This is a genomic window from Streptomyces sp. CA-210063, from assembly GCF_024612015.1.
Taxonomy (GTDB): Bacteria; Actinomycetota; Actinomycetes; order Streptomycetales; family Streptomycetaceae; genus Streptomyces.
Genome location: NZ_CP102512.1, coordinates 8,198,141 through 8,213,507 on the forward strand (window position 1 = coordinate 8,198,141; position 15,367 = coordinate 8,213,507).

Genomic DNA, 15,367 nt, shown 5'->3' on the forward strand with positions numbered 1-15,367 from the left:
GCCAGGTGCGACTGGACTCACCGCTCGGGCTGATCGCCGCGGCCTGGTACCCGAAGCGACGGCAGACGGTCGAAGAGGCCCTGGCCGTCGGCGACATCGACGCCCGCACCGCCCGCGACCTCGGCTACACCTCCCTTCCGGTCAGCGAGCACATGGCACCGCCGGACATGGCCGTCGAGGCCGCGACGGAGGTGCTGACGCTCTCCGGCGCCCAGGCCGCCCACCTGTCGCTCGTCCTGCACGCGAGCGTCCACCACCAGGGCCATGACGCCTGGTCCGCCCCGCACTACGTGGCACGGCGGCTCGGGGCCCACCGTGCCGTACCGATCGGCCTCCTGCAGCAGTGCAACGGCGGCGCCATCGGCATCGAGCTCGCCGCGAGCCGCCTCCAGGGCGACCCGGCCGCCGGACCCGCTCTGGTGACGACGGCCGACCGGTTCCTGATGCCGAGCTGGCACCGCTGGCTCAGCGACTACGGCATGGCGGCGGGCGACGCGGCCACGGCCGTCCTCGTCCACCGTGTCAGCGGGGCGGCGGAGGCGTCCGGAGCTCCGGGAACAGGGCACGCGCTCGCACCGGACCTGCTCCTGCACTCCCTCGCGACCGATGCCGCGGCCGAACTGGAGGTGATGCACCGCGGCGACGACGAGCTCAACGCGACGCCCATGGGCCACAGTTCGATGATCGACGTACGGCGCACCAAGCGCGCGTTCATCAAGGCGTACGGCGTCGACTTCTTCCTCAAGACCGCTGCCGGGCGTATCCGTGCCGTCGTCGAGGAGTGCCTGGCCGACGCCGGGCTCGCCCCGGACGACCCGCGGCTCCGCTACGCCGTGATCCCCAGACTGGGGAGCAAGGCCATGGCGGAGGCGTACATCCCGCCGCTGACGGACGTCACCTCCGCGGAGGTGCTCGACCTCGGCCGCGCCACCGGGCACGTGGGCGCCGGCGACCTCAACGCCTCCCTCGCCGACCTGTCCCGCACCGACCTGCTGGAGCCCGGGCAGTACGCGCTCGTGCTCAACGGCGGTGGCGGTTTCACGTTCACCGCGGTGGTGGTCGGCAAGCCCTGACCGGCGCCGCCCCTCGGACCCACCTCACCACCAAGCAGCAAGCAGCAAACACCAAGCAGCAAACACCAAGCAGCAAGCAACGCGATCCAAGGAGATACACCCATGTCCGCACACCAGGACCGTCTCTTCGCCCTCGTCACCGAGAAGCTCGGCGTCGCCCCTGAGGACCTCGACACCGCCGCCACCTTCGACGCGCTCGACCTGGACTCGCTCGCACTGATCGAGCTCAGCGTCATCGTGCAGAAGGAGTTCGGCGTGCAGATCGACGAGACCGCGCTGACCCCCGACAACACCTTCGCCGACGTCCTCTCCGTCATCGACAGCAAGGCCGTGGTGGCCTGATGACCGATGTACGAACGCAAGCCCGTCCCGGTCGCGGCCGACGCTTCGACGTCGCCGTCACCGGCGTCGGTCTGGTCACCCCGGCCGGGCTGGGCGTCGAGGCCAACGTGGAACGGGTCTGGTCGGGGGTCTCCACGGCGGCTCCCGACCCGGAACTCGCCGGTCTGCCCGTCGACTTCGCCTGTCGTGTACCGGACTTCGACGCCGCGGCACTGCTGGGCAGGCGCAGCGCCGTACGCATGGACCCGGTCAGCCACTTCGGTGTGGTCGCGGCCCGGCAGGCGGTGGCCGACGCCGGGCTCGACCCGGCCTCCTGGGAGGGCCCCCGGGTCGGTGTGGTCGTCGGTACGTCGCTGGGCGGCTGGTCCACGGTCGAGCGGGAGCACGGCAACCGGCTGGCCGACGGCCCGGAGTTCGTCTCCCCGCTGCTGATGGTGATGGGGCCGGTCAACATGACCGCCGGCTACATCGCCATGGATCTCAAGGCGCTGGGCCCGAACCAGGTGGTGTCCACGGCCTGTGCCTCGGGCAACACGGCGATCGGGTACGCCCGCGCCCTGCTGGAGGCCGGGGTCTGCGACATCGTCCTGGCGGGCGGCGCCGAGGCGGCCATGTCCCCGACCGCGATGGCCAGTCTGGCCCGGGCCGGCGCGCTGTCGGGCCGCACCGACGACCCGGCGTCCGCCTCGCGTCCGTTCGACGCCGACCGCGACGGCTTCGTCGCGGGCGAGGGCGCGGCGATGCTGGTACTGGAACGGGTCGAGGACGCGCGGGCGCGGGGCGCTCGCATCCGGGCCCGGGTGTCGGGGTTCGGCGCGTCCGCCGACGGCCATCACGCGTCGGCGCCCGACCCGACGGGCGGCGGAGCCGAACGGGCCATCCGGGCGGCGCTCGCCGACGCCCTCGTCGACCCGTCCGAGGTGGACCACGTCAACGCGCACGGCACGTCCACCCCGCTCAACGACATCACCGAGTCCGGGGTGATCCGGCGGGTCTTCGGAGAGAAGCCCGCCGTCACCTCCACCAAGGGTGTCGTGGGCCATCTGCTGGGCGCGGCCGGAGCGGCCGAGGCGGTGTACACGGTGCTCGCCGTCGAGCGGCGCCTCGTCCCGCCGACCGCCAACCTGACGAGTCAGGACGCGGGCATCGGGGTGGACGTGGTGGCGAAGGAGGCCCGCCCCCTGGACATCGGCGCCGCGGTGAACAACTCCTTCGGCTTCGGCGGCCAGAACGCGGTGATCGTGGTGACCCCGGCATGAGTACGGCTCCAGAGACCAGGAACGCCGGCGACGCCGGTCCGCCGCCCGGGGGCCGTTCCGTCCTCGTCACCGGGGGCGGCCGGGGCATCGGTCTGACCGTCGCCCGCTCGCTCGCCGCACGCGGCGACCGGGTGGCGGTCACCTTCCGTACCGGTGAGCCGCCTCAGGGGCTGTTCGCCGTGCGCTGCGACGTCACGGACGAGGCGCAGGTCGAGCGTGCCTTCAAGGAGGTCGCCGCCGCACAGGGCGATGTCGAGGTGCTGGTCGCGAACGCCGGGATCACTCAGGACGGACTGCTGCTGGCCCTCGGCGACGACGCGGTCGACGCCGTGCTCGACACCAACCTGCGGGCGGTCATCCGGGTCGCCAAGCACGCGGCCCGGGGCATGCTCGGGGGGCGCTGGGGCCGGATGGTGCTCGTCTCGTCCGCCGTCGCGTTCACCGGGTCGCCCGGCCAGACCAACTACACCGCCGCCAAGGCCGGCCTCGTCGGCCTCGCCCGCTCCCTCGCCTGGGAGCTCGGCGGTCGCGGCATCACCGTCAACGTCGTCGCCCCCGGCCTCGTCGAGACGGACATGCTGCGCGAGGTGCGCCCCGCCCGTGTGGAGCAGTACCTGGCGATGACGCCGCTCGGCCGGCCCGGCACCACCGACGAGGTCGCCGCGGCCGTCGGGTTCCTCACCAGCGAGCAGGCCTCGTACATCACCGGCGCCGTGCTGCCGGTCAGCGGTGGGCTCGGCATGGGTCACTGACGCCCCGTGCCGCGCTTCCACCACCCACGAAAGCACAGGAACAGGAAAGGGAAACCATGCCAGTCGGTGTCCTGTCGATCGGCTCCTACACACCGGACAAGGTCGTCGACAACCAGCAGATCAGTACCTGGACGGGGATGCCCGAGTCCTGGGTGACCGAGCGCACCGGAGTGCTTCAGCGGCGGTACGCCGAACCGGGCACCACGACGTCCGACCTCGCCGTCCCCGCCGCCCGGGAAGCGCTGGAGGCCGTCGGCCCCGAGGTGCGCGCAAGGCTCGGCGCGCTGGTCGTGGCGACCAGTACCCCGGACGTACCGCAGCCGTCCACGGCGGCGATCCTCCAGCACAAGCTGGGGCTCTCCGCGCTGCCCGCCTTCGACATCAACGCCGTCTGCAGCGGTTTCCTGTACGGGCTGTCCGTCGCGGAAGGGCTGGTCCGGACCGGCCGCCACGGCGAGCATGTGCTGCTGGTCGGTGCCGACATGTTCTCCACGATCATGGACCGGACCGACCGGCGCACGGTGAGCCTGTTCGGTGACGGCGCGGGCGCCGTCGTGCTCGGCACGGTCCCCGAGGGCTACGGCCTGCAGTCGGTGCACCTGGTCACGGACGGGGAGTTCCACCACTACGTCGGTGTGGAGGCCGGCGGTACGCGGACGCCGCTCGACGCGCGGGCCCGCGAGGCCGGGCAGCACCTCTTCCGGATGGACGGGCGCGCGGTGCGCGACTACGCGCTGTCGGTGCTGGCGAAGCTGACCGCCGTGACCCTCGACGACTGCGGGCTGGCCCTGGAGGACATCGACCGGTTCGTCTTCCACCAGGCGAACACCAGGCTCCTGGAGACCTTCGTGGCGGAGGCGGGGATCAACCCGCGGCGCGTCGCCTACACCGCACCGCAGCTGGGCAACACCGTCGCCGCGTCCGTGCCGCTCACCCTGCACGCCACCCATCGGGAGCGGCCCCTGCGGCGCGGCGAGAAGGTGCTGCTGGCGTCGGTGGGCGGCGGCATGACGGCAGGTGCCGCGCTGCTGACCTGGTACTGACGCCGTGTCACCCACACCGGTCGTCGCACGCACACACCAACCACACGCAGCGGATGGAGGAGCCATGAGGCTCGACGGACAGACCGCCGTCATCACCGGCGGCACGCGGGGCCTGGGCCGGGCGATCGCCGAGGCCTGCCTCACGGAGGGCGCCTCGGTGGTGGTCGCCGCGCGCAACCCGTACGACATCAAGGAGCTGGCCGACGTGCACGGCGACCGGCTGCTCTACCACCAGACGGACGTCACCGACGAGCGGTCGGTGGCCGGGCTGATGACCGCGGCCGTGGAGGCGTTCGGCGGCATCGACATCCTGGTCAACAACGCGGGTGTCAGCCGTGACGGCAAGATCGCCCGGCTCTCGGTGGCCGACTGGAACACCACGTTGGCCACCAACCTGACCGGTGTCTTCCTGTGCACCCGTGCGGTGATCACCCCGATGACCGCCCCGGACAAGGCGACGGGCGCGGGCGGCCGCATCATCAACGTGTCGTCCTGCGTGGCCGGCCGGGCCGCGATCGGCGCCGCCGCGTACAGCGCGAGCAAGGCGGCCGTGGAGATGTTCACCCGGACGTCGGCGGCCGAGCTGGCGCCCAAGGGCATCACCGTCAACTGCCTGTCGCCCGGCTACATCGACGAGGGCATGGGCAAGGAGCTGGCCGCCAACGAGCGCGCCTGGGAGAGCTACCGCGGCCGGCTGCTCTCCGGGAGGCTCGGCCGGCCGGAGGAGGTCGGCGCCACCGCGGTGTTCCTCGCCTCACGGGACAGCTCGTACGTCAACGGCAGCGTGGTCGAGGTCAACGGGGGGCTGATGTGGGCGGCCTGACGCGGGACCGGCAGGAGCGGTCGGTGCTCGTCGTCGGCGCGGGCCCGGTCGGTCTGGTCGTCGCCTGCGAACTGCTCCAGCGCGGTGTCACGGTACGCGTCGTGGACGCCGGGCGCGGTCCCTCGGCGCATTCCCGGGCGAACGTCATCTGGCCGCGCAATCTCGAACTGCTCGACCGGATCGGGGTGACCGACGAACTGCTCGGCCTCGGACACCGGCTGGCGGGGACGGCGTTCTACTCGCGCGGCCGTCGGCTGGCCACCGCCTGGATGAGCAAACTGCCCGACTCGCCCTACCCGTTCGCGCTCACGATCTCGCAGAACGAGACCGAGCGGGTGCTCCGACGACGGCTCGCCGCGCTCGGCGGCACCGTCGAGGAGGGCGTGCGGCTCACCTCCCTGGACAACGCGGGAGGCGTGCCGCACGTCAAGCTGGAGCACGCCGACGAGCCGGCCCGGGTCGAGGAGCTCGAACCGGGCTGGCTCGTCGGCGCGGACGGCGCGCACAGCACCGTCCGCAAGGAGCTGGGCATCGCGTACGACGGTCCGCCGGTCGACGTGTCGTTCGCCATCACCGACGCCCGGTTGACCACCAGCCTCTCCGAGGACCTGTCCCACTACTGCTACGCGCCGAGCGGCGCCATGGTGCTCGGCCCGATGGGCGACGGCGTCCACCGGATCGCCCTGAACGTGCCGCACGACGCCTACGACCAGGACAGTCCGCCGCCGCGTGAGATGTTCCAGCGGGTCGTGGACGACCGGGCGGCCGGCCGCAGCGTGGTCGAGGAGCTGCTGTGGAGCGGCTCCTTCCGGGTACGGGTGCGGATCGCGTCCGCGTTCCGCGGCGGCCGCTGTTTCCTGGCGGGCGACGCGGCGCACGTGATCAGTCCGGCCGGCGGCCAGGGCATGAACACCGGGATGCAGGACGCGTTCAACCTGGCGTGGAAGCTGTCCGGGGTGATCCGCGGGGAGTTCGGGGAGGGCATCCTCGACTCGTACGACAGCGAGCGGCGGGCGGTCTCCCACGATGTGGCGCGCTCGACCGAGTGGCTGACCAAAGCGGGCTTGGTCAACACGCCGGCGAAGGTCGCGCTGCGCGACGCGGCGTTCATGGCGGCCGACCGGACGGGGTTGTTCCAGCGCAAGCTCGCGCCACAGCTCAGTCAGACGGCCGTCAGTTACGACGGTGACCGCCACCCCCGGCTGCCGCTGAAGGTCGCGGGTCCGGCCGACGACGCCCCGCACCTCGGCAGCGGGGGCTGGCCGGTGATCGCCCGGGATCGGCACACCGTGCTGCTGTGGCCCGGTACGCGCACGCCGCCGGCGGACTGGCAGCGCACGCGCGACCGGGTGCGCGGGGCGCTGCCCGAGGGCACACCCGTACTCGATCTGACCCGTGCGCTGCCCTCGGGTCCGGCCCGGGCGCTGGGTCCGGTGCCGACCGTGGCCGTGGTCCGCCCGGACGGCCATCTGCTGGCACGGTGCGACCCCGGGCGGCCACAGGACACCGCGCGACTGCTCGACCGAGCCGCACACCCAAGGAGCCGGCCATGACGACGACCCCCGCCCCCATCCCGCCGGCCACCGGCCACTCCCGTCCCGTGGTGGCCTTCTTCGACGCCGACGAGACGCTCATCGCCATGAAGAGCCCGTTCTCCCTGCTGCGGTATCGGCTGCGGCGCCAGGGGGACGTCACGGGAGCCACGTACGAGCGGATGGTGGAGCCGCTGCGGCGGCTGGCGTCGATGGGCGTCACACCGGTCGAGGTGGTGTCCAAGTTCTACGAGCTGCATGCCGGCATCCCGTGGGACGACGTGCTCGCGGAGGCCCGTATGTGGTACGCCGAACTGCGGGAGCACGGTGCGCCGTTCATCGAGCCGACCGTCGCCCGGCTGCGCCGCCATCAGGAGGCGGGCCATCACACGGTGGTGGTCTCGGGCTCGTGGCCGGCGACCCTGACCCCGATCACCGACGACCTGGGCATCGACCTGGTCCTGTGCACCGAACCGGAACTGGACGAACGGCGCTGCATGACCGGTGCGATCCGGCACGCGATGTTCGGTCCGGCGAAGGCGGACGCGGTACGGGAGGCCCTGGACAAGTTCGGCGCGGACCCGGCGGACTGCTACGCCTACGGCGACGATCCGGGCGACCTCACCATGCTCCGGATGGTGGGCCACCCCACGGTGGTCGGCGCGCACCCGACGATGACGGTCCACGCGGCCGAACACGGCTGGCCGGTCCTCCCGGCCACCCTCGCGACGGGCACCCAGCGCCAGCCGGTGTAGGCGGTGGCGGCACATGCCGGTGGGCGGCCTCCCCGAGGGGGGAGACCGCCCACCGCCGTCCGCGCCGGTCCGGCCGGGGTCCGGGCACCGGCTCTCTCAGCGAGAACCCGTCGCCTCCGGCAGGGCCGCCAGTTCCGCGAGGGCGTCCGGCGAGAGGGTCAGGGAGCCGGACGCGACGTTGTCCTCCAGGTAGCGGCGGGTCTTGGTGCCGGGGATGACGCCCACGTGGTCGCCCTGGGCCAGCACCCAGGCGATCGCCACCTGTGCCACGGTCGCGCCGAGCCCGTCGGCCACCGCCCGCACCCGGTCGACGATGGCCCGGTTGGCGGTGATGGCCTCGGCCTGGAAGCGCGGAAGCCGGTGCCGTCCGTCCGCCTCGGGGAGGTCCTGCGGGCCGCTGATCAGGCCGGACAGGAAGCCCCGGCCGAGCGGGGCGAACGCGATGAACGCGATGCCCTCGCGCCCGCAGTACTCCACCACCCCGTCTGTCAGGGCCTCCCGGCTCCACAGGGACAGTTCACTCTGCACGGAGGCGACCGGATGGATCGCGTGCGCCCGGCCGATCTCGTCGGCCGACGCCTCGGACAGCCCGAGCGCGCCGAGCTTGCCCTCCTTCACCAGCTCCGCCAGCGCGCCCCAGCTCTCCTCGACCGGCACCTCGGGGTCGATGCGGTGCAGTTGGTAGAGATCCACGTGGTCCACGTCCAGCCGGCGCAGACTCGCCTCCACGGCGGAGCGCAGATACTCCGGCCGGCCGTCACGGTGGCTGCGGTAGGTGGCGGGGTCGTCGACCACGAGCCCGCCCTTGGTGGCGAGCAGCACCTTGTCGCGGTACCCCTTCAAGGCCTTGCCGACCAGCAGCTCGTTGGTGAACGGGCCGTACTGGTCCGCGGTGTCGATCAGATCGACACCGAGCTCTACGGCACGGCGGATCACCCCGATGGACTCGTTCTCGTCCCGGCCCAGCTCGTCGTAGCCCCACGACATGCCCATGCAGCCGAGGCCGACAGCCCCGAAGGTCCGCTGTGAGCCGCCCAGTTGGATCCTGCGCATCGCCCTGCGCACCGCCCTTCCCGTTCTCGCTGTGTCCCGTACCTGCCGACGGATGACAGGCCCTCATCTTTACACAGAACCCTGGCATACGACATTGACATCCGGGTCGAGTAGACCTCTACTCTATGACAGGGTTCTGGCTCATGCCTGAAAACGAATAACCGCCCCGAATACCCGACACCCAACAGACAGAGGTGATCCTCCGTGTCCACCGGCAACCCGCGGGCCACGCTCGCCGCGGCGTGCGTCGTCGGTCCGCTCATGACCCTGGTGGTGACCGGCCCGTCCGTGGCCGTCCCCGACATCGGCGCCGATCTGCACAGTTCACTCGCCGCCGCCCAGTGGGTGGTCGACGGCTACATGCTGACCGCGTCCAGCAGCCTCGCGGCCATGGGCTCGCTCGCCGACCGCGTCGGCCACCGGCGCATGTTCACCTGGGGCATGGCCTTCTTCGCCTTCTGGATGACCGTCTCCGGCCTGGCGAACAGCATCCTCCTGCTCGACCTGTCGCGGGCGATCGCCGGTTTCGGCAGCGGCGCCGCGCTCGCCTCCATCACCGCCATCCTCGCCCAGGCCTTCGACGGCGCCGCTCGCGCGAAGGCGTTCGGCCTCTTCGGTACGTTCCTCGGCGCGGGCCTCGCCTTCGGACCCGCGTTCGGCGGCGCCCTGGTCAACCTGTGGGGCTGGCGCTCGGTGTTCCTCGTCCTGGCCGCGGTCTCCGTGCTCGTCCTGCTGAGCACGCCGCTGCTGCCGCACTCCGCGCCCAACAAGGGGCCGCGCTTCGACTGGGCGGGCAGCTTCAGCTTCGGCTTCGCCGTCGCCCTGTTCGTCCTCGCCCTGGTGGAGGGCCCGGGCCGGGGCTGGACCGACCCCGTGGTGCTCGCCGCGGCCGTCGGCTGCCTGGTCCTGATGGGGGTGTTCGTGGCGGTGGAGCGCCGTACCGAACACCCGATGTTCGACCTGGGCCTGTTCGCCCGGCCGCAGTTCCTCGCCGTCTGTCTGGTGCCCCTGGTACTGGCGTTCAGCTTCGTCGCGCTCGTCATCGTGCTCCCGCCGTATCTGACCTCCACGAGCGGCATGTCGGCGCTGCGCATCGGCGTGGTCCTGCTGCTGCTGACCGGCCCGTCGTTGGTGATGCCCGCCCTCACCGGGCTGCTCGCGCAGAAGGTCTCGCAACGCGCCCTGTTCCTGGTGCTGCTGGGCTGCTCCGCGGTCGGCGCCGCCTGGCTGACCCTGGTGGAACCGGGCGCGTCGGCTGCCGCGCTGGCCGGTCCGCTGCTCCTGCTGGGCATCGGGTACGGCATCTCGCTGGGCATTCTGGACGGCGCGGCGGTCTCGGCCGTCGAGCCGGAACGGATGGGCATGGCGGCGGGCATGTTCAACACGGTCCGGCTCACCTCCGACGCGGTATCCATGGCCGGTCTGGGCGCCCTCGTCACCGCGCTCACCACGAGCGCCCTCGACAACGACGCGGTCTCCGCGTATCCGGGCGGCGGAGAGGAGCTGACGTCGCGTGCGCTCCAGGGCGGCCTGACCGAGGCCGCGGGGACACTGCCGGCCGGTGAGGTGCGGGACCGGGCCGTGGGCGCGATGGCCGACGCGTACGCGAGCGGGCTGCACACCACGATGTGGATCGTCGCGGCGGCGTGTGCCGTCAGCGCGGTCGTCGTCGGCAGCCTCCTCTCGGGCGGGAAGAAGTCCGGCGATGCACCCGCCGAGCCTTCCGACGGCGCGGCTGCGGCGGCGCCCGAGCCCGCCTCGACGCACTGAGGGGGCGGCCATGACTCAGACCGCCCTGGGGCCCGTCGAGGTCCTGCCCCCTTATGCCGAACAGCAGTTGGTGGAGCGCCTCGGTATCGAGATCACCGTCTGCGAGCCGGATCTGGTCGTCGGCACCATGCCGGTGGACGGCAACCGGCAGCCCATCGGGCTGTTGCACGGCGGAGCCAACGCGGTCCTCGCCGAGACGCTGGGGTCGCTCGCCGCCTGGGTGCACGCGGGCGCCGACCGGATCATCGTCGGCCAGGAGCTGTCCTGCACCCACCACGCGGGCGCCCGCTCGGGCCGGGTCACCGGCGTCTGCCGGCCGCTGCACGTGGGCACGCACACGGCGACCTACGAGATCGTCGTCACCGACGAGCGGGGCCGGCGCACCTGTACGGCCAGGCTGACGTGTGCGATTCCGCCGGCCAGGCGCCGGAAGCCACGGTGACGGCACCCTCCAGGGGGCGGGGTCCGACGGGGCGACGGCACTGCGCGGCTAATGCTTCGTCCTCTGTCGTATGCGAGACTATTGATATGGCGAACACGACGGCGGAGACGGTCGCCGCAGGCCGACTCGGGCACACGATCAAGAGAGCCGAGCAGGCTCTCATCGCACGCAAGACCCAGGTGCTGCGGGAGTTCGACCTGACGGTGCCGCAGTACTCGGTCCTGCTGCTGCTGTCGGTCTCCGACGGCATGTCCGCGGCCCAGCTCGCGCGGGAGTGCATGGTCACCCCGCAGACGATGGCCACGGTCCTGACGAACCTGGAGAAGGCCGGTCTGGTGGTGCGCGAACCTTCGGAGCTCCACCAGAAGGTCGTGGTCAACCGGGCGACCCGCGCGGGCCGTACCGTCGCCCGGAAGGCCGACAAGGCGGCCCTTCATGTCGAGGGCGCGTTGAGCGGCGAGTTCACGCCGGAGGAACTGGCCCAGTTCGAGGAATACCTGGAGCGGGCGATCGCCCTACTGAGCTCGCTGGAATCCACCCCCTGAGTGGAATTCCATATTCCGCTGACGGGTCCGCGCATCCGAGAAAGCCACGGTGATTTACTCACCGTGGCTTTTTCTTTTTTCGACCGGAGTGAGATTGGTTACAGCAAGCGCTCCACCCGGTAAATATTCCCTGCTCGATCAAACATTCAAGTGGTTTCAAGCCAGAACCCTGCTACAGTTGAATGGTCACTCAGGGTAATGCTCATGGTGGCCCTGAGGGAAGCGGAATCTTGCATTCCGCCGCCGAGTGGAATGTAATGTACCAATAAGGGGGAATGGTGCAGATTCACGTCCTCGGTCCGATGACCGTCTTCGACGAGGAGTCGGAGCCGGTGATCCTGGCACCGAAGCCACGACAGGTTCTGGCATTACTCGCGGTCAGCGCCGACCGAGCGATATCCGTCAGCGCACTCATGCAGGAACTATGGGGGAACAAGCCGCCACGGACGGCGACAGCCACGATTCAGACCTACATAGGGCATGTCCGGCGCACCTTGGCGGAAGCACTCAGGACAAGCGCCGCCACCGTCGCCGAGGAAATTCTGATAACCGAGGGCAGCAGTTATGTCCTGTCCACTTCACGGGTGGCACTGGACATCACGGAGTACGAACTGCTGGCGGAGGAGGGGGTCGCGGCGGTCGAGCGTGGTGAATTCGCCCGGGGATCCGATCTGCTCCGCCGGGCACTGGCGCTGTGGCGGGGCCCGGCGCTCGTCAACGTGGAGGCCGGCGAGCTGCTCAGCGCCCGGATCGTCCACCTGGACGAGTCCTTGATCTGCGTCGAGGAGCAGCGGATCTGCGCCGATCTCCAGCGGGGCGCCCACCGCACGCTGGTGCCCGAGCTGACCGGGCTCACGGCCCGCCACCCGCTCCACGAGAACTTCCACCGCCACCTGATGCTCGCGCTGTACAGGTCGGGGCGGAGGGCGGAGGCGCTCGCCGTCATGCGGCGGCTGCGCACGCGGCTGGTGGAGGAGCTGGGCCTGGAGCCCTCACCGTTCCTCATCCAGCTGGAGCAGGACATCCTGCGCGGGGAGCCGTCGCTGGACGAGCCGACGGCGGGGCCCGCCGACCAGGGCTCCGGGCGGCAGAGGGGCCGGGCCGTCGGCGGAGGGACGGTCCGGCGCCTGCCCATGTCGGCCATGCAGCCGACCGGCTGAGGCACCGTCCGGTACCCATCCGGTCCGGTACCCATCCGGTCCGGTACGCATGACGGGTCCGGGGGGCTGAGCGCCCCACGGACCCGTTGTGTCGTCGAGGGTCAGCCCCCGCTCACCAGCAGGCACGACCAGGTGAACCCGGCACCGGCACTCACCACGAGCGCGTACTCGCCGGGGCCCAGCAGGCGCCGGGCACGCAGCTCCGCCAGACTGGCCGCCGCGTCACCGGCGCCGAGGTGCCCGGTGTCGGCGCCGGGCCGCAGCAGCTCCGCCCCGGTGAGCTTCGACAGCAGGGGCGCGTAGGCCAGATCGACGGTCTTGCGGCCGAGCCTCGGCGCCACCACATAGCGCAGCGGCGGATCACCCGTGGCCGCCATCCCCGCACCGTCCAGGCACGACTCCACCGCCGACCGCAGCGCACGGGCACTGGCCTCGGTGAACGCCTCCATACCCGACGCCTGGAGGAACGCCTTCTTGGTGCGGCGGATGTCGACCCGCGGTCCGAGCGAGCGCGCGGCGGGGCTGAACGGGTCGTCCCCGCGGTGCATGCGCTCCAGCCGCGGCGCCGCCACCGTGGACAGCGAGTGCAGCACCAGATCGGCGGGCCGCCCTCCCTCCGTCCCCTCCAGGTGGTGCAGGACCAGGGCGGTCGCCCCGTCACCGTAGGCGATGCCGTAGTCCCCGCCCCAGCGGTCGAAGCCCGGCTCGACGAACGCGTCGGCCGTGGTCACCAGGGCCCGGCCGAGGGCCGGCTCGACGAACAGCCGCGCGACCGCCAGTTCCACGGCCGCCGCACCGCCGTTGCACACCTGCTGGACACCGACGGGTACGGCGTCGTCGGCGCCCAGCCGGTCGGCGATGAAGTGCGTGGGGGACCACAGGTCGTGGCCCTGGTAGTGGATCCACGCGTGCAGGACGAGGCCGATGTCGCGGGGGTGCGTGCCGGCCGCCGCGAGCGCACGGCGGCCCGCCTCGACCGCCATCTCGGGCGGGGCGAGGTCGGCCACCGGCAGCTGGGCATACCCCAGTTCCCCGGCCGTCTCGGCGTCGACCAGCCCCAGTTCGACGGCCTCCCGCGCACTCTGCCGCCGCTCGGGGAGCCAGAGGGCGGGCCCCGAGATACCCAGGGGACGGGGCAGACGCATCACGGTCGCCCGCCGGCGCCCTTGTATCCCTCGGTGTCGCAGCCCGGGTCCGGGGCGGCCACGACCGGGGCGGTGGCGTCCTTGGGGATGATGTCGACGACGTACAGCTCGACGGGCTCGGTGCCGTTGTTGATGCCCATGTGCACGGTGTCGGGGCCGACGGGCTCGACGAGCGACTCGCCCGGACCGTACTCCTCCACCGAGCAGTCGGAGCCCTCGATCCGGGTGAAGGTGCCGGAATGGATGACGGCGATCTCCTCGCCCACGTGGTAGTGCCAGCCGGTGGAGGCGCCCGGCTGCACGACCGCCTTGCGGTAAAGGATCTTGCGGTCGCCGTTCGCCTTGATCTTGAAGGGGGCCGATGTGACGCCCTGGCTCAGCGTGACCACGCTCACCGGGGGCTCCTCGGCCACGGCGAGGTGCTGGGTGGCGAACCCGGCGGCGAAGGTCACCGCGACGACGGCACCGGCTGCTGCGACCTTGCTCTTGTTGACCACGGTACGTCTTCCTCTGCTCGCGGAAAGTGTGTGCACGAAAGAGGCGGGAGCACGCTCGCGCCCCCGTCCGCAGCCATATGTATCAGAGCATTGTCACTCGATCGAGGGCTGTCTTGGGTTCCTGTGCTGCCCTCTTTTGGGGCTTCGGCCGCCCCTCGGTCGTTCCTCGTCCGGCTCTCCAGCCGTCCTCGACCGCCGCGCCGCACCGCCGCCGCATCGACCGCCGCGCCGCACCGCCGCCGCATCGACCGCCGCGCTGCGCCGCACCGGCCGACCGCCGTGATCGCCCGTGTCAGCCCGCCTCGACCAGGGAGATCCGCCCCTTCCGCTCGTCGCGGCCCAGGAGTTCCATGACCCTCTCGCGCGTGTCCGTGCCCGCCCGGGCCGTGTGCAGCATCAGCCGGACGCCCGGGCGGTCCGGGATCTCCAGCACCGAGTGGTCGAAGATCAGGCACCCGGCCCTCGGATGGTCGACGGCCTTCACGCCCTGGTTCGTCGCCGTGATCTCGTACCGCGACCACAGCTCCGCGAACTCCGGGCTCTCCTGGACCAGTTGGTCCGAGATCCGGGTGAACTCCGCGTCGTCGGGGTAGCGGGCGGCGTCCCGGCGGAACTCGGACACCAGACCGGGGGCGATCTCCTCCCAGTAGCGGTGCCGCGCCCGGAACGCCGGGTTGGTGAAGAAGGCCACGAGGCAGTTGGTGTCCCCTTCACGGAACCCGAAGACCAGCAGGGCCGCCCGGTTGGTCCCCACGATGTTCCAGCAGCGGTCGATGACGTACGCCGGAGACGGCATCCAGCCCTCCAGCAGGGCGGTCAGCCGTGTGGTGTCGGACAGGTCGTCCGCCGTGCGGCGCGGCGGGTTCATCCCGACCAGCTGGTAGAGGTGGTCGTGTTCCGCCGGGTCCAGCCGCAGTGTGCGGCTGAGGGCGTCCAGGACCTGCGCCGACACCTTGATGTCCCGGCCCTGTTCGAGCCAGGTGTACCAGGAGGCGCCGATACCGGCCAGCAGGGCGACCTCTTCCCGGCGCAGACCCGGGGTCCGCCTGCGCGCCCCCGGTGGAAGGCCCACCTCCTCCGGCGTGAGACGCTCCCGGCGCGTACGCAGGAAGTGCTTGAGCTCCTCGCGTCGGCGGGGCTCCCGTACCGCGTTCAGACTGGTGGTCATGAACACAG

16 protein-coding genes are annotated in these 15,367 nt (G+C 71.6%); 12 read left to right on the plus strand and 4 right to left on the minus strand.

Features of this window, described 5'->3' with window-relative positions:
• Nucleotides 1–5 precede the first annotated feature (5 nt).
• The 8 genes from JIX56_RS35810 (at nt 6) to JIX56_RS35845 (ending at nt 7,579) form a co-directional block, all read left to right on the plus strand.
• A complete protein-coding gene (locus tag JIX56_RS35810; protein WP_257546778.1) occupies nt 6–1,073 on the plus strand; it encodes a 3-oxoacyl-ACP synthase in 1,068 nt (355 codons plus the stop codon).
• 102 nt (nt 1,074–1,175) lie between these two features.
• Nucleotides 1,176–1,415, plus strand: coding sequence for an acyl carrier protein (locus tag JIX56_RS35815; RefSeq protein WP_257546780.1), 240 nt, complete (start codon nt 1,176–1,178; stop codon nt 1,413–1,415).
• The gene (locus JIX56_RS35820; protein ID WP_257546782.1) at nt 1,415–2,674 is read left to right on the plus strand and encodes a beta-ketoacyl-[acyl-carrier-protein] synthase family protein; all 1,260 of its coding nucleotides are present in this window, start codon (nt 1,415–1,417) and stop codon (nt 2,672–2,674) included. The genes JIX56_RS35815 and JIX56_RS35820 overlap by 1 nt, the downstream gene beginning before the upstream one ends.
• Nucleotides 2,671–3,426, plus strand: coding sequence for an SDR family oxidoreductase (locus JIX56_RS35825; RefSeq protein ID WP_257546784.1), 756 nt, complete (start codon nt 2,671–2,673; stop codon nt 3,424–3,426). Before JIX56_RS35820 ends, JIX56_RS35825 begins: the two co-directional genes overlap by 4 nt.
• Nucleotides 3,427–3,482: 56 nt before the next feature.
• A complete protein-coding gene (locus JIX56_RS35830) occupies nt 3,483–4,469 on the plus strand; it encodes a 3-oxoacyl-ACP synthase III family protein (RefSeq protein ID WP_257546786.1) in 987 nt (328 codons plus the stop codon).
• A gap of 64 nt (nt 4,470–4,533) precedes the next feature.
• Nucleotides 4,534–5,292 carry an SDR family NAD(P)-dependent oxidoreductase gene (locus tag JIX56_RS35835; protein ID WP_257546788.1) on the plus strand — a complete coding sequence of 253 codons (759 nt, stop codon included), beginning with the start codon at nt 4,534–4,536 and terminating at the stop codon, nt 5,290–5,292.
• On the plus strand, nt 5,280–6,845 hold the full coding sequence (locus JIX56_RS35840) for an FAD-dependent monooxygenase (protein ID WP_257546789.1): 1,566 nt from the start codon (nt 5,280–5,282) through the stop codon (nt 6,843–6,845). Before JIX56_RS35835 ends, JIX56_RS35840 begins: the two co-directional genes overlap by 13 nt.
• The gene (locus JIX56_RS35845) at nt 6,842–7,579 is read left to right on the plus strand and encodes an HAD family hydrolase (protein ID WP_257546791.1); all 738 of its coding nucleotides are present in this window, start codon (nt 6,842–6,844) and stop codon (nt 7,577–7,579) included. Before JIX56_RS35840 ends, JIX56_RS35845 begins: the two co-directional genes overlap by 4 nt.
• Before the next feature lie 96 nt (nt 7,580–7,675).
• Here JIX56_RS35845 and JIX56_RS35850 read toward each other — a convergent pair whose 3' ends face one another.
• The gene (locus JIX56_RS35850) at nt 7,676–8,632 is read right to left on the minus strand and encodes an aldo/keto reductase (protein WP_257546793.1); all 957 of its coding nucleotides are present in this window, start codon (nt 8,630–8,632) and stop codon (nt 7,676–7,678) included.
• A gap of 204 nt (nt 8,633–8,836) precedes the next feature.
• Here JIX56_RS35850 and JIX56_RS35855 point away from each other — a divergent pair, with 204 nt between their 5' ends.
• The 4 genes from JIX56_RS35855 to JIX56_RS35870 all read left to right on the plus strand — a co-directional run bounded on the left by JIX56_RS35855 (nt 8,837) and on the right by JIX56_RS35870 (nt 12,549).
• Complete coding sequence (locus JIX56_RS35855) at nt 8,837–10,402, plus strand: MFS transporter (RefSeq protein ID WP_257546795.1); 1,566 nt, start codon at nt 8,837–8,839, stop codon at nt 10,400–10,402.
• A gap of 10 nt (nt 10,403–10,412) precedes the next feature.
• The gene (locus tag JIX56_RS35860) at nt 10,413–10,844 is read left to right on the plus strand and encodes a hotdog fold thioesterase (RefSeq protein ID WP_257546797.1); all 432 of its coding nucleotides are present in this window, start codon (nt 10,413–10,415) and stop codon (nt 10,842–10,844) included.
• Between the two features lie 86 nt (nt 10,845–10,930).
• The gene (locus JIX56_RS35865) at nt 10,931–11,389 is read left to right on the plus strand and encodes a MarR family winged helix-turn-helix transcriptional regulator (protein WP_257546799.1); all 459 of its coding nucleotides are present in this window, start codon (nt 10,931–10,933) and stop codon (nt 11,387–11,389) included.
• A gap of 275 nt (nt 11,390–11,664) precedes the next feature.
• Nucleotides 11,665–12,549: an AfsR/SARP family transcriptional regulator gene (locus tag JIX56_RS35870; RefSeq protein ID WP_257546801.1), complete on the plus strand. Its 885-nt coding sequence runs from the start codon at nt 11,665–11,667 to the stop codon at nt 12,547–12,549.
• Nucleotides 12,550–12,650: 101 nt separating this feature from the next.
• On the opposite strand, the gene JIX56_RS47735 is transcribed toward JIX56_RS35870, so the two are convergent.
• From JIX56_RS47735 to JIX56_RS35890, 3 genes are all read right to left on the minus strand, one after another.
• A complete protein-coding gene (locus tag JIX56_RS47735; protein ID WP_306819900.1) occupies nt 12,651–13,694 on the minus strand; it encodes a ketoacyl-ACP synthase III family protein in 1,044 nt (347 codons plus the stop codon).
• A complete protein-coding gene (locus JIX56_RS35885) occupies nt 13,694–14,191 on the minus strand; it encodes a cupin domain-containing protein (RefSeq protein ID WP_257546803.1) in 498 nt (165 codons plus the stop codon). The genes JIX56_RS47735 and JIX56_RS35885 overlap by 1 nt, the downstream gene beginning before the upstream one ends.
• Nucleotides 14,192–14,483: 292 nt before the next feature.
• Complete coding sequence (locus tag JIX56_RS35890) at nt 14,484–15,359, minus strand: helix-turn-helix transcriptional regulator (protein ID WP_257546804.1); 876 nt, start codon at nt 15,357–15,359, stop codon at nt 14,484–14,486.
• Nucleotides 15,360–15,367: the final 8 nt, after the last annotated feature.